We start from the raw sequence: 18,877 nt of genomic DNA, 5'->3' as shown, positions 1-18,877 counted from the left end.
AGGCGTCTCCCGACGGCGTCTGGTTCTGCGGACGTGCCGCCCCTCGTTTCAGTTGACGGCGCTGTCGGGCGTCGTCCCACCCAGTACCTCGACGGAGGTATCGCGGTCCGCGACGGCGGATTCGAGTCGGAGGTTCACGCGCTCGGTTTCGCGCGAGACGGACTCACCGAAGGTCCACGTCCGTTCGCGTCGCTCTCCCGCAGGGACCTCGATCGCCGCTCTATGGGGCGCGTACGCCGGTCCGGCCTGATTCAGACTGACGCGGAAGACGCCGTCTCCCTCACCGGCGTTCTCGACGACGGCCGTCACGTCGAACGACTCGTCGTGGGCCACTTCCTCCGGTGCCTCGAACGAGACGAGTTCGAAGTCGGGAGGCGGCGCGCGCAGGGCGGCGAGACGGTCCTCGTCGAGCGACCATCTCCAATCGTCGTAGGTCAGGGCGACCTCGTCCGCGTCCAGCGGGTTCGGCACCTCGAAGGCGACCCACCCGGACCGACGCTTTCCGGCCCGGTAGACCGGCCCGAACTCCGAGAGTCGATGCGGACCGCCGACTTTGCCCGGCGCGAGCGTTCCCCAGAAGTACCGGTCGTCGGCGGCTAGCGCGAAGTCGCTCGGCCGAGGGGCGTCGGTTCGCGGCCGGACTCTCACGAACACGAACTGAGTCGCCTCGACCACCTCGACGTCGAGCGAGTCCGGCGTGGTGAGATAGAAGAACGACGACCGGACGTCGATGGTGTCGAGTTCGACCGTCGGGTCGCGGGTGGTCGCGGATCGGGTCGTGGACGGCGTCTCACTTGGGTCGGACGTCTCGGTGGGACTCCTGTGGGTAGTTTCGCTCTGACGCCGAACGCCGTCGGGGATATCGAGGCTCCCGACGCATCCGGCGAGACCAGCGACTGCGACCGCCCCCGCCCGAAGGAGAGCGCGTCGACTCCGGCGTCTTGTCATTGGATACAAATTTTATCCATGACCGAAATAAGGGTTGTGACATCGCACGAACGTTTCCAGTGATGGAGCGATAGAACGGTTGGACGGGCGTTCTCTGCAATCTATGCCGGTGTCGCACGAGAATTTAAGTACCAGAGCGGGACCACCCCACCACGTGACGTGAGTCCCACCGCGGGGAGGGCAGCGGTAGCGCGGCACGTCTCCTCGCGGTTCGGTCGTGCCGTCTGTTCGCTATCCACACTACTCGAACCAGTAGTCACTCTCGACCGATTCTCGCCTCAGGTTACGCGCGTTCTCCGGTCTGATCACGTTCGCGTTCGCTCCGCGTTCACTTCCGCTCCGCGGCGAAAGCGGTTAGGTACCCCGACCCTATCCCGGAATCGTGGACGAGACAATCGATTGGCTCCGGAGTCGGCCGTACTACGACGGGCAGGTCGAAGCGCACCGAACGCTGCCCGGCCGAGACGGCGACTTCCGCGAGATGGACCTCGAACAGCGACTGGAGAGCGCCCTCGAATCGCAGGGCATCGACGCGCTCTACCGCCATCAGGCCGATGCCATCGACGCGGTTCGAGACGGGCAGAACGTCGTCCTCGCCACCCCGACCGCCAGCGGGAAGAGCCTCGCGTACACGGTGCCTGCGTTCGAACGCGCGATGGACCACGGCGGGCGCACGCTCTACGTGGCCCCGCAGAACGCGCTCATCAACGACCAAGAGGAGACGCTCTCGAATCTCGCGCGGGACCTCGGGTTCGGCAGTCGCGTCTCGGTCGCACAGTACACCGGGAGACTCGACAAGGGCGAGAAGCGCGCGGTCAGAGACCGCCAACCGACGGTCGTCCTCTCGAACCCCGACATGCTCCACTACGCGCTGTTGCCCCACGCCCACCGCCTCTGGGACTGGTTCTTCAAAGGGCTGGAGACGGTCGTACTCGACGAGGTCCACGAGTACCGCGGCGTGTTCGGCAGCCACGTCGCGCTGGTCCTCCGTCGCCTCCGGCGGGTCTGCGACCGATTCGACGCCGACCCGCAGTTCGTCTGCTGTTCGGCGACTATCGGGAACCCGGTCGAGCACGCTGCGAGCGTCACCGGGACCCCGGAGTCGAGTTACCGACTGGTGGACGAGGACGTGAGCGACACCGGGCCGACCCATTGGCTCTTCTGGAACCCGCCCGAGTACGAGAATCCGCAGGCCGGAACCAGCGGTCGGCGAAAGTCGAACCACGCCGAGACCAAGCGCCTGTTCGCCGACCTCGTCTCGAAGGGTCATCAGACCCTGACCTTCACCCGTGCCCGGCAGGCCGCCGAGCAGTGGGCGATGGAGAGCGCCAGCGAACTCCGAGACCGGGGGCGAGGCGACCTCGCACCCGACGTGACGGCGTATCAGGCCGCGCTCGGGAACGACCGCCGCAAGGAGATAGAGGAGGGTCTTCAGGACGGCGACGTGCGCGGCGTCTGGAGTACCAACGCGCTCGAACTCGGGGTCGACATCGGCGGTCTCGACGCGGTGCTACTCGACGGCTATCCCGGGACGCGGATGGCCGCGTTCCAGCAGGCCGGGCGCGCGGGACGGGGTGACGACCCGTCGCTCGTCGCGCTCGTGGCGGGCGAGGACCAGTTGGACCAGTACTTGATGGCCAACCCCGAGGACTTCTTCGCCGGGGACCCCGAGCGTGCCGTCGTCAATCCCGCCAACGACCAACTCCTGCCCGACCACGTGCTGTCGGCGGCCCGCGAGACGTGGCTCTCGCCCGAGGACGAGGAGTACTTCGGCGACGCGTTCCCCGACCTCGTGGCGGATCTCGAAGCCGAGGGCCTGCTGGAGCGCCGGAGCACCTCGGACGGCCTGCGCTGGACCTACGACGGCGACGGAAGCCCCCAACACGAGATGAGCCTCCGGTCCATCGACGACCGCGAGGTGAATCTGCTGGACCGCCGAAGCGGCGAGACTATCGCCAGCCTCCCCTTCGGAGACGCGCTGACGGACGCCCATCCGGGAGCCATCTACCACCATCAGGGACAGTCCTACGAGGTGGTAGACCTCGACCTCTCGCGGGAAGTCGCCGAACTCTCGCCGACGTGGGCCGACTATCACACCAAAGTCCTCCACGAGAAGGAGATTACCGTCGAGGAGGACATCCAAGAGAAGCGACTCTCGACCCGCGAGGACGTGCCGGTCCGGTTCGCGGACGTGACGATGCGCAAGCAGATCACGGGGTTCGAGCGACGCGACCGATCCGGAGAGATGCTCGCCCGGGAATCGCTGGACCTGCCTGAAGTGTCGCTCCGGACGAAAGCGCTCTACTTCACGGTACCCGCGGACGTGGAGGCGTCGATGCGCGAGGCGGGCGACTTCGCCGGCGGTATCCACGCCGCCGAACACGGGATGATTTCGCTGTTCCCCCTCGAACTGCTCTGCGACCGCGGCGACATCGGCGGTCTCTCGACACCGATGCACCCTCACACAGGTCAGAGTACCATCTTCATCTACGACGGCTATCCCGGCGGTGTCGGACTGGTCCGAGAGGGGTACGAGACGGTCGAGAGTCTGATGGAACGGACCGCTCGGATGGTCGGAGCCTGCGACTGTGATTCGACTGGCGGCTGTCCGGCGTGCGTGCAGTCTCCCCACTGCGGGAACGCGAACGACCCGCTGGACAGCGAACAGGCGCGGTATCTGCTCGAACGACTCGTCGGTATCGACGCCGAATAGGCCGACCCAATCACGCAGCGGACCGCCCGTTGGGATGCGCCGGACGACACAGTTCTCGGAACCGTGGCGAGGAACCGACCGAACGTAGACTGTTCTCGGTAGAGTGCGGTAACAGGTAGCCGTGAACAGTGCAATCACCAGTACTGTTCGTCAGTCGCGTCCCGTCACGTCCGGAGGTAAAGATATATACTGTGTCATTATCAACGTCCAATCGTGTCTACAGAATTTAGCATTCGTCGTAGTTTAGGTTATGCGGTGGAACAACTCGCTACTCGTGGCGGCGCACTCTTGATCGTTGCCTACGCCGTTTACCAAGTCCTCACGCAGTCGGTCGTCCAGTCGTTGGTCATCGGGGCGTTGGGCAGTACCGGAGAGGTATCGCAGGTGTATCCGCTCGCTATCGGTCTCCCGGTCGCGGTCAGTACCGCGCTTACCGTCGGTTTAGTCGTCGGCGGTACCGCCCTCGGTGTCGTCGCGATGCGAGCGCTCTACGCGGATATCGACGCCTTTCCGACCCCCGACCACACTCGACGACTCGCTCGAACGGTCGGCGCGACCATCGTCGTCTCCATCATCGTGTCGATAGCCATCTTTGTCGGTTCCCTGTTTCTCCTCCTCCCCGGACTGTTCCTCGCGGTCAATCTGGTGTTCGCTGCCCTCGTCGTCGTCATCGAGGACGCCGGTATCGTGGAATCGCTCAAGCGGAGTTGGTCACTCAGTTCCGGCCACCGATTCCGGCTGTTCCTACTCGGTGTCGTCATCTCCGTCGTCACGGGTCTCGTCGGTTTCGTCGCGGGTCTGTTCACCGGTTTCGACCCGCTGGTCGGCGCTCTCGCGTCCGGAGCCGTCTCCGGCGTCGCTTCCGTGTTCGGGGTTGCCGCACTCGTCGGTGCGTACCGTCAAATCGCGGGCGACACCGCCGACTCGCTCGACGCGACGACTGTCTGAGGAACCTTTCGACGAAGGGCGTACGGGGCCTCTCGGTGATTCCGGCGACCGAGGGAGAGCGGCCGGACGAGCAGACCGCGCCACCGAATTATCGGAGATGAGAAGCGGGCTACACAACTAAGTCACCCGGTTCGCTACCCCCTCGTGCATGGACGACGAGGACCTCGAAGCGGTTCGGGAGCGCAAGAAGCGAGCGCTCGTGCAGGAACAGGGTCTCGGTGCCCCGTCAGCGCCGGTGTACGTGGACGGTTCGCAGAACTTCGACCGGACCGTTGCCGCCTACGACGTCGTGCTGGTTCACTATTACGCGGACGGCGGCGCGGGCCAACGTCTCCATCCCGTCGTGGAGTCGGTCGCGCGCGAGACGTTCGCGGCGGTGGCGAAGGTGAACGTCGTACACCACCAGAAGTTGGCGCTGGAGCGGGGCATCGAGGCGACGCCGACGTTCGACCTCTACACCGACGGCGAACGCGAGGAGCGCATCGAGGAGAGTTTGGAGAAAGACGACTTGGTGGAACTCGTCGGAGAATACACGGCGTTGTGACGCTCCGCGCTCGTCGCAACTCGTCGGCCGCCTCGTTCTCTCTATGTAAACTGGTTACACGCACCACCGTTCGAAACCTCTTTTAGGCCGACCTAACATAGATTAGGCCAGCCTAAACCATGGCCGATTCCCTCGACAGTATCCGGCAGATCATCGGCGAGTTAGCCGACGACGACGGTGATTTCTACGTCGCCTGCGCCGAAACGGACGAGTGTCCCGCGCCGCTGACCGGCAGACGGTTCCCCTCCGAGGCCGCCGCGCGCGAAGCCGCGGACCTCGCCCGTCGGTATCGCGGGACCCTCCGAGAGTCCGACACCGAACTCCCGGAACACCGTCTCTCCGTCTACGAGAACGGCGGCGAACCGCTGACCATTGTCTCGACTCGCAAACGCGCGGCGGGCCGACGCGAGAACGGTCTGCCGCGCACGTCGCGGTCGGTCGTCCTCTCGGGCGACGGCGAGCACGAGTGGCTCCGGATGGACAACGCGCCGGTCGTCCACGTCCGGCAGGACGGCGAACCGCTCCCTGACGACGCCGTCGAGCGCCAACTGGACTCGAAGCTATGACCGTCGAACTCCGGACGCACGACGCCGTCGAGCGCGCCGAATCGGAGCGCGAACGCATCGAGGGGAAAGTAGCGGCCTACGAGCGGTTCGCCGAGCGCGTCCGCGAGGCGTCGCCCGATGCGGGACAGCGGGCCGCGACGTCCACGCGGTCTGCTCCGGGCCAGTCGGCCGGAGACGCCCTCGCCGTCGGAACGTCCTCGGTGGGGAACGCCGACGGGATATCGGTCGTCCGCGAGGCGTTCCGCGACATCGTACTCCCTTACGCCGACGCCGACTCGCTCCCGGAGGCGATGGCCGACGAACTGTCGCCCGACCTCGCCGCCGCGCTCTCGCCCGCGGCTGGCGCGTTCGCCCCCGGTCTCGCGGACCAGTTGGTCTTGCGGGCCGAGACGCGCACGGAGGAGTGCCAACTGCTCGCCGACGCCACCGCGACCGAGCGCGACCGCGCCCGAGAGGTCGCCGACGAACTCGACGCCGTCACCGACTGGGTCGCCGAGACCGACGAGACCCCGCTGTTGCAACTCGGGTTCGAGGACCTCCGGGAGCGCCACGACCGACTGGCCGACCGCCGCGAGACCTGCGACCGCCTCGTCGGCGAGCGACAGGCCACCATCCGGGGGACCCGGCGCGAGGGTCTCACCGGAATCAGAGAGCGCGAACTGCTCGACCACCTCTACGGCGACTTCGAGGAGTCGCATCCGATACTGGCCGACCTCACGCGAGTGGACGACCTGCTCGCCGACTGCCAGCGCGCGGTTCGCCGCCACCTCTGTGCGCGCGTCTGAGGTAACGCGAGCGGAGATGTCTCCGGACGATTCTGTCACCGCCGCGGCCGATGGTGATTCCGAAACCTATTCACGGTTGGTCTGCCGTGTCGCACCTGAACCGCTATGTCCGACCGCCTCGAAGTCCTCCACCAGCGAATCGACGACCTGACCGACCCGGACGGCGACTTCGCCGTCGTCTGTCCCCTCTCGGGGAAGCGCCCCGTCCCGGTTCGGGGAGCCTCGTTCCCGTCGGCCGACGTCGCCGAGGAAGCCGTCGAACTCGTCTGCGAGTACCGGGACGTGCTGCGCGACGTGGACCCGCACCTCGAATCCATCCCCATCGTCGCCACCGAGACGACTCCCGCCCCGCTCGCTATCGACGACGCCTCCGAGTGCCTCGGCCGTTCGTCGCGGACGATTACTATCTCCGGCGAGAACGACGGCGAGTGGCTCCAGATGGACGACGCGCCGGTCGTCCACGTCCGCCGCGACGGCGAACTGCTCGACGACTCGACGGTCACGCTACAACTCCGTACGAAGCTCTGAGACGGACGCTCCCGCTTTTCGGCTCCCGTACTCCGTGAGCTATCTCGTCTCTCGCACGTCTCCGCGGAGTTCCGGTATCAGGTCGAAGTTACCGTCGGTGTCCCCGAGGACGAGCAGCGCGTGATACCGGAGGTAGGTCTGGACCGGGACGAAGACCGCCGCGAGGACGGCCGTCAGGAGCGCGAGGTACCCGAGCAGGAGGGCGATGCCGAGAGCCAGCGCGACCGGGTTCGACAGAATCGCTCCGGGACCGCCGAGCGCGGGGAGGGAGACGACCCCGAGCGCGGCGAAGGGTGCGAACAGTACCGCACCCACGACGCCGCCGACCACCGACGCCAGCGACCCGACGACGAGCGAGAGACCGAATCGCACGAGGACGTAGACGGCGTACTGCCGCCACTGGCCGGTCAACGTCGGCCAGAACCGCCGCCACCCGTCGAGGATGCCGACGTCCTTGAGTATCATCACCGGGACGACGAAGTTGACGGTCAACCCGTCCACGAGGGCGACGACGAGTCCGGCGAGGACGAGCAACGGGACGAGCAGTACGACCGCGCCGAGGGCCACGGACGGGCCGCCAGTAGCGAGCGACAGGCCGCCCAGTAGCAGTCCGAGTGCGGGGAGCGCGACTACCAGACCGAGGACGACCCTGAACGCGAACAACCCGAGGGCCTGCCCGAAGTGCTGGTCGGCGTACCGGCGAATCCGGACGCGTTGGCGGCGAAGCGACTCCACGAAGACGAACTCCATCACCGACCCGACGAGCGCGTACAGCAGACCGACGACGATTGCGACCGCGACGACACCGGCGATAATCGGGAGGAGTTCCCCGAACGCGAACGGTAGGTCTCCCTCCCAGCCCATCTGTCCGGGCGGACCGCCGGGACCGACCCGCGGCCCGTCCGAGGCCGTACCGGACGAACCCCCGGCGCCCGCGGATGTGCCACCGGCCCCGGTGTTCCCGAGGAAGAAGACCACGAACGCGAGTGCCAGCCACTGGCGCGCGTCGAACGGGGTCAGCAGGGCTTTCGTGGCGTCGAACGCGTCGTCGAGTGCCTCGACCGCGTACCACGGCATGGCACGAGGTACGACGTCGACCGAGAAAACTGTCTGGGTTTCGAAAATAGGAGCTGACAGGTACAGTTCTTGCCCGTTCGCGGGGCGTCGCTGTCCGTCGAATCGCGGCTCTCGTTCTACGTTTCGGAAGTCGATACCGATTCGATAAACGACGGAGGAGCGTGCCTATACCGAGAGGGCCTCGCCGAGTCCGCCGTCGATGAGTTGGATGAGGACCGCGGCGATACCCGTCCGGGACGACCAGATGGCGGTCTCCTCGTCGAGTTCGGGGTCGTCTCTCTCGTCGCGGACGCTCAGGAGTATCATCTCGCCGTCCACCACGACCACCCTGCCTACGGGGTCGTCGGCGTGGGGGTGGTCTATCGGCAGTTGCTGGACCGCGACGCCGCTGTCTGCGAACTGCTCGGCCACGTCGTCGTCACCGACTACGTTCACCGTGACGCCCGACGCCGCCAGTTTACGCAGGCAGTCGGCGATGGTCTCGCCGACCGGGTCGGCGTCCTCGCCGAGCGCGAACAGCACGCGGTCCTCGGCCTCCGCCAGCAGTTGCTCGATTCGGCCGTCGATGCTGGCCCGGCCGTGGACCGTCCAGATGTCCTCGCGGCGCTCGTCGCCGTCGCCGCGCTGTTGGCGGGCGGCCTCCAGATAGTCGAAGGCCCGTTCTTGGGTGCGCTCGAACTCGCCGCGGAGGTGCGACTCCGCCGCTTCGAGGCTGACGGGCCGGTACTGGATGGGCTTGGACTGTTGGACCTCCACGAGACCGCGGTCCTGAAGCGACTCGGCCGCGCCGTACACCTGCGACCGGGGAACGTCCGTCGTCCGATGCACGTCGCGGGCGGTGCCGGTGCCCAACTTCTGGAGCGCGGTGAACACCTTCGCCTCGTAGTTCGAAAGTCCGAGATTTTCGAGGGCCTCGATGGCGTCGTCTTCGTCCATTAGTCCTCTCTGAGACCCCCATTTGCGACCGCGGTACTCGTCTCTTTCGTCGTCGCCTCGCCGGTCTCGCCCGGCCCGAGGTAGCGGGTCCACAGCACCAGCAGACTCGGCAGGACGAGGACGCTGGCGAGGAACGCGTAGGTGATGGTGAGACCGGTGATGATACCGAACTGCTGGAGCGCGGGTAGGATGGCGAACGCGAGGACGCCGAACCCGCCGATGGTCGTCGCGGCGCTCCCGAGGAGCGCGCCGCCGGTCCCGGTCACGCTCTCGCGCATGGCGGCCCAGATGGTGTCGCGCCGCCCGAGTTCCATGGTGTAGCGCTCGCTGAGGTGGATGCTGTAGGCCACGCCGAGTCCGACCGTGAGGCTGGTAATCATCCCAGTCAGGACGTTGAACGGCATCCCGAGCAGGTACATCGTCCCGAGAATCCACGAGACGCTGAACGCCACCGGGAGGAGCGTGATCGCTCCGAGCGTGGCGCTCCCGTGGGCCAGTCGGTAGGCTATCATCAGGAAGGCGAACGTCGCCCCGAGCGTGATGACGAGGCTCTGGATGACCGTGTCGAGCAACTGGTTCTGGACGATCTCGAAGACGATGGGTTGGCCGGTCGCGGTGGCCTCCAGTCCGTCGCCGTCGATGGTCGCGGCGATGGCGCGCATCTCCTCGGTCACCGTCGAGGACGCCGCACCGCCCTTGACCGAGACGACCATCCGGACCGCGCGATACTCGCCGTTCTCGCGGTGGATGACGCCCTCGGCCTCCTGCGGGGCGACCGCGAACAGTTCGTCGTACACCTGCTCGACGTTGCGGTCGGGGACGCCGTCACCGTCTGTGTCCGCCGCCGCGAACGTCGCGTTGAACGACTCGTTCTGCGCCGCCACCTGCTCCATCACCGAGAGCGGACTCCGAATCTGCGGTTCGCCGTTCGAGAGGACGACGACCACGTCCTCCTTCTGGGCGGCCGTCTGCTCGGCCTGTTGTAACTTGTCGAGCGTCTCGGGGGTCGTCACGTTACCCTCGACGAGTATCTGGGCCTGCGAGTCCTGTCGCAGGAAGTTCTGGTTGACGTATTCGAGGTTCGCCTTCGCCGAGTAGTCGCCGGGCGCGAACGGTTCGGGCAGGTCCTTCATCCAGTTCGGCGGGTCCTCGGCGAGGAAGTCGGTCTGCTCGAAACTCGTATCGACTTGGGTCGCGCCGTACGCGCCGCCCGCCGACAGCACCAGCGTCAGCGCCAGCACGACGAAGGGTGCCTTGCGCGCGGCGACCGCGCCGACCGACAGCATCGACCCGAGCGCGCCGCCGCCGGTGCCGAACGCTCGCTTCTTCCGGTCGAAGCCTCGGGATTCGAGGAACCCGTCGATTTCGACCTTGAGCGCCGGAATTAGACCGCCGAAGACCACGAGCGCGGCCACGATACCGACCGAACTCACGATACCGAAGTCCTGAATCGGCGGCAGGGGACTCACCAGATTCGAGAGGAACCCGATGACGGTGGTCGCGGTCACCCAGACCAGCGCCACGCCGACGCTGGCCAGCGCGACCGACATGCCCTCGCGGACGCTCTCGCCCTCGTGTTGCTCGCGCTCCTCGCGGTGGCGCATGAACACGTGAATCGCGTAGTCGATGGACAGGCCGATGAGCAACACCGGCACCGCGATGAATATCTGGTTGAAGGTTACCCCCGTCCATCCCATGAATCCGAAGGTCCAGACGAGGACCACGAAGATGCCGAACACCCCGAGCAGGATGTCGAGCAGGTCGCGGTAGGCGATGAGCAGGGTCAGAATCACGAACAGCAGCGCCATCGGACCGACGATGGCGATGCTGTCGGTCATCGACTGCTCGGTCTCCTTGCTGATGAGGCCGGACCCGAACACCATGACCTCGCGGTCCATCGACTGCTGGGCGACCTGCTGGATGGCGGTCTGGGACTTCACGAGGTCGGTCGAGGCCGAACCCATGCCCTGCATGCCCTGACCGCCGACGTTCTGGAACACGACGAGCATCGTCGCGTTCGACTCCGTGCTACCGGGTTCGTAGGAGGTCGGCATGAACGCGAACGCCTGACTCGACGGCCCGTCGCCGCCCTCGCTCAGGACCGTGGTGACCGCGGACTCGACTTCCGACTGGTTCATCGAGCGGAGTTCGTCTATCTGCTCCTGTAGCGTGGGCGAGGAAGCGTTCTGCAACTGCTGGCGTTGGGCCTGTAACTTCTCGGCGTCTTCCTTGAGTTGCTGGCCGCGCTCTTTCAGTTCCGCGGCGCGCTGCTGGAGTTGCCGGTACTCGCTGGCCAACACGCCGCGCGTTCCGAGTCGGTACACCTGCTCGAACTGCGACCGAATCTCCGCCGCGCGTTCGCGGTAGGTCGATTGGTTGATGTCTCCCTGCTGGTAGGACGCGTTGAGACGGTCGAGTTGGAGTTGCAGACCCCGCGTCTGTTCGAACGCCTGCGTGAACGTGGCCGACTGGTTCGCGCTCAGGTTCGCCGTCGCCGAGGTCCGAACCTGCCGGAGTCGGGTCTCGATTCGGCTCGACCGCTGTCGGTAGGCCGAATCGTTCACCTCGCCCCGCTGGTAGGAGGCGTTGAGTCGGTCGTACCGCGCCTGCAGTTCGCGCGTCCGGTTCAACGCGTCGCTCAGTCGGGCCGCCGTCCGGTTCAGCGACTGACTCCGCTGGCGAATCTCCGCTCGCGACTCGTTGAGCGACTGGCGCCGTTGCTGGAGTTCGGCCGCCGACTTTCGGAGTTGGCTCGCCTGCTCCTCCCGGATAGCCACGGTGGCGACGACGTTAGCGACGCCCGAGGTGGGCGTGCCGTTGACCAACGTCCGGTTTATCGTCTCGTTGTTCCGCAACGCCTGCTGGAGTCGTAACGTCTCGACGAGCGCGTCCTTCGAGAGGACGTTGCCGTCCCGCACGATGAGTTGGACCGTCGTCGTGTTCTCCTGACCCGAGGTGAAGTTGGCGTCGATGTAGGAGAGTTTCTGGGCGGCCGTGCTGTCGCTCTGGAACTGGTCGAGCGAGGATGACTGCTCGACCATCGGCGCGCCCGCCCCGACTAGCACGGTCAGGACAAGGAGGACCGCGATAACTCCGCGACTGTACTCCGTAACGGCGGCGAAGAGGTCGCTCGCGTTCACGAGCCATCCCTCCGCGCGACTGTGTGTCGGAACATGTGTTCGTCGCTGTTGTTAGGATGGTACTAACAGGACGAGCATAAAGACCCGGGATTCGGACTCGGAACGGTCGCCGGTCGGCGTACTCCCTCGAAGACGGACTGCGAACCGAATCCGCCTGCGAGTCGGAACGTAAATCGGTGGTTTCGGACCGAATTTCGCAATCTGCGATAGCTTTTATACAGTCCGGCGAGCAGAAACGTGGTATGCGAGTTTCGCGGACCGCTCTCGGTGACGACGACCGAATCAGTACGAGGATAGTGACGGCGGTGGCAGACGCCGAGGGAATCCCTCCGACCGAGGTGACCCCACCGCTGTACCGCGTCGTCGACCCGGACGCGTTGAACCAACTGTTCGAGACGAAGTGGGCCGCTTCGGAGGACGGACCGCACGTGTCGTTCACGTACTGTGGCTACGAAGTCACTGTCGAGGGAGCAGGGGACATCGTCGTTCGGACCGCGGACGATTCCGACCGAGAACGAGTCGTCTGAATCAGAGCTACCGGTTCGTGCGAGAGTCGGCGTCGTACTTCTCGACGACGGTGACGACCCAAAATCGACCGTTTCGGCGTCTCACGTCGAATGAGACTCAGCTACCCCTGTACGGTGCCCGACGCGAGATTCTTCAGTTTGCCTTCGACCGTGTACTCCGGCGTCTCGACTTCGATGGTCGATTCCGGACCGACCTCGTGGAACTTGAGGTGGAGTTCGTAACTGCCGTCGTCGGTGATGTCGGTCGATTCCATCTGCTCGGTCGGTTTGTGCCTCGCCCACGCGTTCCGACCGTCGAGGCTGGCGGCGGTTTCGCCCCGGACGACCCAGTTCTTGGGCTTGTTGCCCACGTCGCTCCCGCGCATCGGATAGCCGCGTCTGTTCCACGCCCGGAACCCCTCGTCGATGACGTAGACGTTCTCGAAGCTCTCGTTGATGAGTTGGGACGCCCGAATGGACGAGAGGTGGTGGGGACAACCGCAGTAACAGACGATGCGGTCGCCCTTCGGCCAGTCCATCACGGGGTCGTTCGAGACGCGCCGGTCGGGGTCGGCCTGACTCAGTACCGCGCCGTAGACGTGGGATCTCTCGTAGGACCCTTTTCCACGAGCGTCGGCCATTCTCGCTTCTCCGCGCTTGTACCAGTAGTGCGCGACGTCGATAGGGGCGAGCGGAACCTCCACGCCGTTCTCCGTCTTGGTGCCGAACGACGAGGTGTCGATGCTGCGCTTCTCGGGGACCTCGTCGAACTCCGGCGGGTAGCCGTCCAGATTACCGTCGGTCGGAGTCACCGCGAGGTCACCGCCGCCGTCGCCGCCACCGCCACCGATTCCGCCGAGACACCCCGCGACTGCCGAGAGCGACGCCGCACTGGTCGCCACGAACGTTCGACGTTTCATCTATGCATACCCTTAGAAAACCGCGCTGTATTAATTTTACCATCAGTGCTTTCGCATTCAGCCGGTGGTAAATCAGGACGAACGCGGACTGAACTATTCGACCGTAACCGTCCGGTCACAGAGACCCTGCAGTCGAGAGTACGTCTGGTCGGTGACCGCCTCGCGGACGGTGCAGTACGCTCCGCACGCCTCCTTCTTTCGGGTGTTCGACACGACCGAGTCGAGGAGTCGAAAGACCTGCTCCTCTCGGCCGTACATCAGCAGGACGTTCACGTTATCGACGACGACCCACCCGCCGCGCATGACGTACTTCATCGCCTTCGAGAGGCGGATGCTGATGCCCGTCAGGTCGCTCGGATCGACCGGGTCCGTAGTCCACAGCGGACCCTCGTACTCGTCGGGCGACCCCGTGACGGGGACGACGCCGACCTTCTGGGGGTCGCCGCCGCGGCGTTCGACTATCGACTCCACCTTCTTCGGGGACGCGGTCGCCGACACGACCAACAGGTTCTCGAACGCGGCGTCCGGCAGGTACGAGAGCGGGGACCCCATCGACGGCACCGAGGTCAACACCTGCTCGCCCGGCGCGAGCGCGAGTCCCTCACCCTCAGTCGTCTCCGGCACTCTCGAACCCCCCGGTGGTATCGCCGACTGCGGTCGTCTCCACGGTTCCCTCGTCGAACTGGACGAACGGTCTGGCGAACTGCCAGATTCCGGCCGCGGCGAGGAGTGAGGCCGTGAGGTCCAGCACCGACGAGACCAGCGTCATGCCGAACGCGACGGCCGTGACGTAAGAGACAGTCAGCGCGAAGAACGCGCCCGCGAGCAGGAGTAAGCCCCGCGTGTGCGCGACGTTCCGGCCGTACGTGACCACGGGATACACCAGCAGAACGCAGGTGATGACCAGCATCGTGGTCTGGGCGATGAAGACGAACGAGACCAGATCGCTCATCGGCGTCATAGCTTCCTCCGTTCGGTCAGTAGGACGAGAACGTGCGCGGCCGCGACCAACGCGGCGACGGTCGCCACCGCCGACGCGACGAGTTCGTACGCCGGGGGCACGGCCACGCCGACCGCAACGTTCGCGTTGAGCGCGATGTACGCGAGAATCACGACCGGCAACGGCCGCAGGACCGAACCGAACGGCGCGCCACGGAATCCCCGGGCCGCGATGACCGCGACCGGGAACGTCCCCGCGAGGACGAGCGTCGTCGTCAGCGCGAATATGCGTTCGAGCGGCATTCGGACCGGGATTTTCGCTCCCGGACTAAATAACCCGCCGTTGCGCGCGGCTACTCTGGCGTCGAATGCCACCGCGGAGCAGGGCGACGACGCGGACTCCGCTCCGTCGTCGCTAGTTCTCCCACTCGTCTTCGAGCATCCCGAAGTACCGGATGTCCACGTACTCGCCGCCGGTGAACGCCTCGTCGCGGTGGACGCCTTCTTCCCTGAACCCCAACTTCTGCCAGATTCGTGCGGAGGCCTCGTTCGTGGCGAGGACGCGGGCCTGCACCCTGTGCATCCGGAGTTCGCGGAAGGCGTAGTCGGTCAGCAGGCGCGAGGCCTCGGTGCCGTAGCCGCGACCGTGGTAGTCGGTGTCGAGCCAGAGACCGACCTCGCAGTGGCCCGACCGCTGATTCAGGTCGTGGAGACCGATGATGCCCGCCATCTCGCCGTCCGTACAGATAGCGAGGTTCACGTCCTCCTGATTCGAGACTCGCTCCTCGAAGTACTCGCGCTCCTGTTCGGCGTTGAGGGGGTACGCGGTCGTCAGTCCCTCGCGAACGTCGGGGTCGTTGACGGCGTCGCGCATGAACTCCACGTCTTCCGCTTCGATGGTCCGAAGCGTAATCGAGTCGCCCCGGAGGAACACTGCGCCGGGCATGGGCGGTGGTACTTCGGGAGTTGACATAAGGGACGTGGTCGTGTGATACTATCTGCCGCACCGATAGCCGGTCGAACTCCGGTAGTTTTTTCGACGCAGTTCTGTCTACCGAGTGACCCGAACGTTTATATTAGCAGAGTCTAATATTAGCATGTGCTAAAATGAGTGGGCAAACGACGGACGCCGAACCGGACGACGCGCAACGAGGGACTGGCTGCTGCGAGGTCGGACACTCGCTGTCGGAGGAAGACTTGGCGGACGACGTCCAGACGCTCGCGACGCTGGGGAACGACACCCGGTACGAAGCGCTCCGACTCATCGCGGACTCCGACGACGACGTCTGCGTCTGTGAACTCGAACCCACGCTCGGAGTAAGTCAGGGCGCGGTCAGTCAAGCGCTCTCGCGGCTGTTCAGCGCCGGACTGGTCGAACGGCGAAAGGAGGGTCGCTGGCGCTACTACACCGCGACGCCGCGGGCCGAACGACTCCTCGGCGTCCTCGACGAGACGAGGTCACCCGACGATGACTGACGACGCACCGACCGCCGAGACCGACGGCGAGGGCCTCACGGACGCGGACCAGCGCACCGCCGTGCGCGAACGGTACTCCCGTATCGCCGCCGAGTCCTCGTCGACGGAGTCGTCGTGTTGCGAAGGGACGGACTCCTGCGGCGACGCCTCGGCCGACGAGTCGCGCAGACTCGGCTACTCGGACGCGGACCTCGACGCCGTGGACGGGGACGCGAATCTGGGTCTCGGTTGCGGGAATCCGACTGCAATCGCCGGTCTCGAAACGGGCGACACGGTCCTCGATCTCGGCTCCGGCGGCGGGTTCGACTGCTTCCTCGCGGCCCGAGAGGTCGGGGAGACCGGTCGCGTCGTCGGCGTCGATATGACGCCCGAGATGGTCGAGACTGCCCGCGAGAACGTCGAGGCGAACGACGCGTCGAACGTCGAGTTCCGACTCGGGGAGATAGAACACCTCCCGGTCGCCGACGCGTCGGTGGACGTGATTCTGTCGAACTGCGTCGTCAACCTCTCGCCGGACAAACCGCAGGTGTTCCGCGAGGCGTATCGCGTCCTGCGACCCGGCGGGCGGCTCGCAATCTCGGACGTCGTCCTGACCGCCGAACTCCCGGACGGGGTACGAACAGACCCCACGTCCGTGGCGGCCTGCGTCGGCGGCGCGGCGTCGATTCCCGCGCTCGACGCGATGCTGACCGACGCCGGATTCGCGGACGTCTCCATCGAACCGAAATCCGACAGCGACGAGTTCATCCGCGAGTGGGACGACGAGCGCGATTTGAGCGACTACGTCGTCGCGGCGAGAATCGAGGCCGAGAAGCCAGCGTCCAGACAGCGACCGTCGCGCGGGGACGCCGCCGAATGATGGCAGCCGTTTCGAGGAGAGCGTCGCAGACGCCGCGAGTAGCATCGCACCAACGAACACCGATTACCACACCTGATACGTAATGTACCGACCACCGTCCGATTCACGAGAGAGTGCAATAGTCGAGGAGTACACGTGGAGCGACATCCTGCTGAGTTACGCCGTGGTCGCCGCGATTCCCGCGGCGCTGTGGTTCGTCAGCCAACCGCTGACCGGCACCGTGCTCCTCGCAGTTGTCGCCGGACTCGTCGTCGCCGCGCGACGCGCCTACGAACTGGTGCGTTGCTTCTACGACTGCCCGGGTATGGCGTTCGACCTCGGCGGAAAGGCCCGAATAACGGTCACTCAGATTCCAACCGATGACTCGTGCTAACCGGCGTCTCGAACCGCAAAGGTACCGCGTACGAACTGGATACTTCACGAGGTCAGCATGACCACGCCGTCGATAACGGTTCGAGAGGCCGAAAGCGCGGAGTTGAACCGAATCGAGGAGTTGTTGGAATCAAACGGACTCCCGTCGCAGGACGTGCGAGAGAAACCGAGTTGCTTCTTCGTCGGCCGCGAGGACGCGGAGTTCGTCGGTATCGGCGGCGTTGAACCCCACGGGTCGAACGGGCTGCTCCGGTCGGTCGTCGTCGCGGAACCCCATCGCGGACAGGGCTACGGAACGGCGCTGTGCGACGCGCTGGAGGACCGCGCGCGGACGAGCGGAATCGAGACGCTCTACCTTCTGACCACCACCGCGGCGGCGTTCTTCCGGCGTCGCGGGTACGAGGTCATCGACCGCGAGGCGGTCCCGGAGAACGTTCGAGAGACGACCGAGTTCGCCGACCTCTGCCCGAGTTCGGCGACCTGTCTGCGGAAGGACCTCGGCAGATAGCTTCTGGACGAGTGAGTGAGTAGCCGAAGTAGCCACCTCGCGCACGAACCGATTTATCCCTCCGCGACCAACACCCGGCCATGCGCACGGCAGTCCTGCGAGAACCCGGCCGACTCGACATCGAGGACCGGCCGCGGCCCGACCCCGCGCCCGACGAGGTGCTGGTCGCGGTCGGCGAAGTCGGTATCTGCGGGTCGGACCTCCACTACTACGAACACGGTCGAATCGGCGACTACGTGGTCGAGAACCCGCTGGTGCTGGGCCACGAGAGCGCGGGCGAGGTGGTCGCGGTCGGCGAGCGCGTGACCGACCTCGAACCGGGCGATAGAGTCGCACTCGAACCCGGCGTCCCCTGTCGGCGGTGCGCCCACTGCAAGCGCGGCGAGTACAACCTCTGCCCGGACGTGACCTTCATGGCGACCCCGCCGGACGACGGCGCGTTCGCCGAGTACGTGGCGTGGCCCGCCGACTTCGCCTACCGATTGCCTGATTCCGTCTCCACGCGCGAGGGCGCGCTCTGCGAACCGCTCAGCGTCGGCATCCACGTCGCGCGCCGCGCCGAGGTCGGCGTCGGCGACTCGGTTCTGATTACCGGCGCGGGACCAATCGGCCTGCTGGCGATGGAGGCCGTCCGCTCCGCGGGAGCGACCGACATCTTCGTCTCGGACGTGGTTGACGCCAAACTCCGGCGGGCCGAGGAGCGCGGCGCGGACGCGACCATCGACCCCACCGAGGAGGACCTCGGCGCGGCGGTCGCGGACGCCACCGGCGGCGAGGGCGTCGATGTCGCTATCGAGGCCTCCGGAGCGAAGTCGGCCATCGCCGGGTCGCTCGACGCGGTTCGGCGCGGCGGCACCGTGGTCTTCGTCGGACTCGGCGACGAGGCCGAGGTGCCCCTCGACGTGCTCGACATTGTGGACAACGAGTTGGACGTTCGCGGGTCGTTCCGCTACCGGAACACGTACCCGGCGGCGATAGAACTGCTCGCGGACGGCGCGGTGGACGCGGCGGGCATCGTGGACTTCGAGGCCGACCTCGAAGATACGGACGACGCCTTCCAGCGTGCGATGGACCCCGAGACAGTGAAAGGGATGGTCCGAATCGGGAAGTAG

The 18,877-nt window shown here is 66.0% G+C and carries 21 protein-coding genes; 12 read left to right on the top strand and 9 right to left on the bottom strand.

Annotation, left to right across the window (positions count from 1 at the left end; translation table 11 throughout):
- Positions 1-48: 48 nt before the first annotated feature.
- Positions 49-948 (bottom strand): hypothetical protein, encoded by a 900-nt coding sequence (locus NGM06_RS13755; protein WP_254267509.1) that lies wholly within the window; start codon positions 946-948, stop codon positions 49-51.
- A gap of 382 nt (positions 949-1,330) precedes the next feature.
- On the opposite strand from NGM06_RS13755, the gene NGM06_RS13750 reads away from it, so the two are divergent.
- The 6 genes from NGM06_RS13750 (at position 1,331) to NGM06_RS13725 (ending at position 7,032) form a co-directional block, all read left to right on the top strand.
- On the top strand, positions 1,331-3,661 hold the full coding sequence (locus tag NGM06_RS13750; RefSeq protein WP_254267508.1) for a DEAD/DEAH box helicase: 2,331 nt from the start codon (positions 1,331-1,333) through the stop codon (positions 3,659-3,661).
- A 213-nt stretch (positions 3,662-3,874) separates the two neighbouring features.
- Positions 3,875-4,609: a DUF7847 domain-containing protein gene (locus NGM06_RS13745; RefSeq protein WP_465260983.1), complete on the top strand. Its 735-nt coding sequence runs from the start codon at positions 3,875-3,877 to the stop codon at positions 4,607-4,609.
- Between the two features lie 148 nt (positions 4,610-4,757).
- Positions 4,758-5,153 (top strand): thioredoxin family protein, encoded by a 396-nt coding sequence (locus NGM06_RS13740; RefSeq protein ID WP_254267506.1) that lies wholly within the window; start codon positions 4,758-4,760, stop codon positions 5,151-5,153.
- 119 nt (positions 5,154-5,272) lie between these two features.
- Positions 5,273-5,719, top strand: a complete 447-nt coding sequence (locus NGM06_RS13735) for a DUF7552 domain-containing protein (protein WP_254267505.1) — start codon at positions 5,273-5,275, stop codon at positions 5,717-5,719.
- Entirely contained in the window at positions 5,716-6,504 is a 789-nt protein-coding gene (locus tag NGM06_RS13730; protein ID WP_254267504.1) for a DUF7260 family protein, read from the top strand. Before NGM06_RS13735 ends, NGM06_RS13730 begins: the two co-directional genes overlap by 4 nt.
- 105 nt (positions 6,505-6,609) lie before the next feature.
- Positions 6,610-7,032 (top strand): DUF7552 domain-containing protein, encoded by a 423-nt coding sequence (locus tag NGM06_RS13725; RefSeq protein ID WP_254267503.1) that lies wholly within the window; start codon positions 6,610-6,612, stop codon positions 7,030-7,032.
- Positions 7,033-7,071: 39 nt separating this feature from the next.
- On the opposite strand, the gene NGM06_RS13720 is transcribed toward NGM06_RS13725, so the two are convergent.
- The 3 genes from NGM06_RS13720 to NGM06_RS13710 form a co-directional block, all read right to left on the bottom strand.
- The gene (locus tag NGM06_RS13720; protein WP_254267502.1) at positions 7,072-8,109 is read right to left on the bottom strand and encodes a DUF7544 domain-containing protein; all 1,038 of its coding nucleotides are present in this window, start codon (positions 8,107-8,109) and stop codon (positions 7,072-7,074) included.
- Between the two features lie 165 nt (positions 8,110-8,274).
- A complete protein-coding gene (locus NGM06_RS13715) occupies positions 8,275-9,045 on the bottom strand; it encodes a TrmB family transcriptional regulator (protein ID WP_254267501.1) in 771 nt (256 codons plus the stop codon).
- Positions 9,045-12,185, bottom strand: a complete 3,141-nt coding sequence (locus tag NGM06_RS13710; RefSeq protein WP_254267500.1) for an MMPL family transporter — start codon at positions 12,183-12,185, stop codon at positions 9,045-9,047. The genes NGM06_RS13715 and NGM06_RS13710 overlap by 1 nt, the downstream gene beginning before the upstream one ends.
- Positions 12,186-12,427: 242 nt before the next feature.
- Here NGM06_RS13710 and ddfA point away from each other — a divergent pair, with 242 nt between their 5' ends.
- Positions 12,428-12,712 carry a DdfA family disk-determining factor gene (gene ddfA, locus NGM06_RS13705; RefSeq protein ID WP_254267499.1) on the top strand — a complete coding sequence of 95 codons (285 nt, stop codon included), beginning with the start codon at positions 12,428-12,430 and terminating at the stop codon, positions 12,710-12,712.
- A gap of 101 nt (positions 12,713-12,813) precedes the next feature.
- Here the strand turns inward: ddfA and NGM06_RS13700 are convergent, their stop codons facing one another.
- From NGM06_RS13700 to NGM06_RS13680, 5 genes are all read right to left on the bottom strand, one after another.
- Positions 12,814-13,611 (bottom strand): rhodanese-like domain-containing protein, encoded by a 798-nt coding sequence (locus tag NGM06_RS13700; RefSeq protein ID WP_254267498.1) that lies wholly within the window; start codon positions 13,609-13,611, stop codon positions 12,814-12,816.
- Between the two features lie 93 nt (positions 13,612-13,704).
- The gene (locus NGM06_RS13695; RefSeq protein WP_254267497.1) at positions 13,705-14,235 is read right to left on the bottom strand and encodes a DUF7504 family protein; all 531 of its coding nucleotides are present in this window, start codon (positions 14,233-14,235) and stop codon (positions 13,705-13,707) included.
- The gene (locus tag NGM06_RS13690) at positions 14,219-14,563 is read right to left on the bottom strand and encodes a hypothetical protein (RefSeq protein ID WP_254267496.1); all 345 of its coding nucleotides are present in this window, start codon (positions 14,561-14,563) and stop codon (positions 14,219-14,221) included. Before NGM06_RS13690 ends, NGM06_RS13695 begins: the two co-directional genes overlap by 17 nt.
- Positions 14,564-14,568: 5 nt before the next feature.
- Positions 14,569-14,853, bottom strand: a complete 285-nt coding sequence (locus NGM06_RS13685; RefSeq protein WP_254267495.1) for a hypothetical protein — start codon at positions 14,851-14,853, stop codon at positions 14,569-14,571.
- Between the two features lie 112 nt (positions 14,854-14,965).
- Positions 14,966-15,496 carry a GNAT family N-acetyltransferase gene (locus NGM06_RS13680; protein WP_254267494.1) on the bottom strand — a complete coding sequence of 177 codons (531 nt, stop codon included), beginning with the start codon at positions 15,494-15,496 and terminating at the stop codon, positions 14,966-14,968.
- Between the two features lie 161 nt (positions 15,497-15,657).
- On the opposite strand from NGM06_RS13680, the gene NGM06_RS13675 reads away from it, so the two are divergent.
- The 5 genes from NGM06_RS13675 (at position 15,658) to NGM06_RS13655 (ending at position 18,877) form a co-directional block, all read left to right on the top strand.
- A complete protein-coding gene (locus NGM06_RS13675; RefSeq protein WP_254267493.1) occupies positions 15,658-16,026 on the top strand; it encodes an ArsR/SmtB family transcription factor in 369 nt (122 codons plus the stop codon).
- Positions 16,019-16,885 (top strand): arsenite methyltransferase, encoded by an 867-nt coding sequence (locus tag NGM06_RS13670; RefSeq protein ID WP_254267492.1) that lies wholly within the window; start codon positions 16,019-16,021, stop codon positions 16,883-16,885. Before NGM06_RS13675 ends, NGM06_RS13670 begins: the two co-directional genes overlap by 8 nt.
- 82 nt (positions 16,886-16,967) lie before the next feature.
- On the top strand, positions 16,968-17,258 hold the full coding sequence (locus NGM06_RS13665; protein WP_254267491.1) for a hypothetical protein: 291 nt from the start codon (positions 16,968-16,970) through the stop codon (positions 17,256-17,258).
- A 57-nt stretch (positions 17,259-17,315) separates the two neighbouring features.
- Positions 17,316-17,765: an arsenic resistance N-acetyltransferase ArsN2 gene (gene arsN2 / locus NGM06_RS13660; RefSeq protein ID WP_254267490.1), complete on the top strand. Its 450-nt coding sequence runs from the start codon at positions 17,316-17,318 to the stop codon at positions 17,763-17,765.
- Positions 17,766-17,845: 80 nt separating this feature from the next.
- A complete protein-coding gene (locus NGM06_RS13655; RefSeq protein WP_254267489.1) occupies positions 17,846-18,877 on the top strand; it encodes an NAD(P)-dependent alcohol dehydrogenase in 1,032 nt (343 codons plus the stop codon).

Origin of the sequence: Halorussus aquaticus (assembly GCF_024218795.1) — an archaeon.
GTDB lineage: Archaea > Halobacteriota > Halobacteria > Halobacteriales > Haladaptataceae > Halorussus > Halorussus aquaticus.
The sequence above is the reverse complement of the archived record's forward strand: the minus strand, read 5'-3'. Positions and strand labels throughout refer to the sequence as shown.

What these genes read in the sequence shown, in the direction of transcription:
- NGM06_RS13655 (WP_254267489.1), top strand. Translation starts at nt 17,846, where the DNA reads ATGCGCACGGCAGTCCTGCGAGAACCCGGCCGACTCGACATCGAGGAC.
- NGM06_RS13665 (WP_254267491.1), top strand. Translation starts at nt 16,968, where the DNA reads ATGTACCGACCACCGTCCGATTCACGAGAGAGTGCAATAGTCGAGGAG.
- NGM06_RS13675 (WP_254267493.1), top strand. Translation starts at nt 15,658, where the DNA reads ATGAGTGGGCAAACGACGGACGCCGAACCGGACGACGCGCAACGAGGG.
- NGM06_RS13730 (WP_254267504.1), top strand. Translation starts at nt 5,716, where the DNA reads ATGACCGTCGAACTCCGGACGCACGACGCCGTCGAGCGCGCCGAATCG.
- NGM06_RS13680 (WP_254267494.1), bottom strand. Translation starts at nt 15,496, where the DNA reads ATGCCCGGCGCAGTGTTCCTCCGGGGCGACTCGATTACGCTTCGGACC.
- NGM06_RS13670 (WP_254267492.1), top strand. Translation starts at nt 16,019, where the DNA reads ATGACTGACGACGCACCGACCGCCGAGACCGACGGCGAGGGCCTCACG.
- NGM06_RS13740 (WP_254267506.1), top strand. Translation starts at nt 4,758, where the DNA reads ATGGACGACGAGGACCTCGAAGCGGTTCGGGAGCGCAAGAAGCGAGCG.
- NGM06_RS13755 (WP_254267509.1), bottom strand. Translation starts at nt 948, where the DNA reads ATGACAAGACGCCGGAGTCGACGCGCTCTCCTTCGGGCGGGGGCGGTC.
- arsN2 (WP_254267490.1), top strand. Translation starts at nt 17,316, where the DNA reads ATGACCACGCCGTCGATAACGGTTCGAGAGGCCGAAAGCGCGGAGTTG.
- NGM06_RS13720 (WP_254267502.1), bottom strand. Translation starts at nt 8,109, where the DNA reads ATGCCGTGGTACGCGGTCGAGGCACTCGACGACGCGTTCGACGCCACG.
- NGM06_RS13685 (WP_254267495.1), bottom strand. Translation starts at nt 14,853, where the DNA reads ATGCCGCTCGAACGCATATTCGCGCTGACGACGACGCTCGTCCTCGCG.
- NGM06_RS13735 (WP_254267505.1), top strand. Translation starts at nt 5,273, where the DNA reads ATGGCCGATTCCCTCGACAGTATCCGGCAGATCATCGGCGAGTTAGCC.
- NGM06_RS13725 (WP_254267503.1), top strand. Translation starts at nt 6,610, where the DNA reads ATGTCCGACCGCCTCGAAGTCCTCCACCAGCGAATCGACGACCTGACC.
- NGM06_RS13690 (WP_254267496.1), bottom strand. Translation starts at nt 14,563, where the DNA reads ATGAGCGATCTGGTCTCGTTCGTCTTCATCGCCCAGACCACGATGCTG.
- NGM06_RS13715 (WP_254267501.1), bottom strand. Translation starts at nt 9,045, where the DNA reads ATGGACGAAGACGACGCCATCGAGGCCCTCGAAAATCTCGGACTTTCG.
- NGM06_RS13700 (WP_254267498.1), bottom strand. Translation starts at nt 13,611, where the DNA reads ATGAAACGTCGAACGTTCGTGGCGACCAGTGCGGCGTCGCTCTCGGCA.
- ddfA (WP_254267499.1), top strand. Translation starts at nt 12,428, where the DNA reads ATGCGAGTTTCGCGGACCGCTCTCGGTGACGACGACCGAATCAGTACG.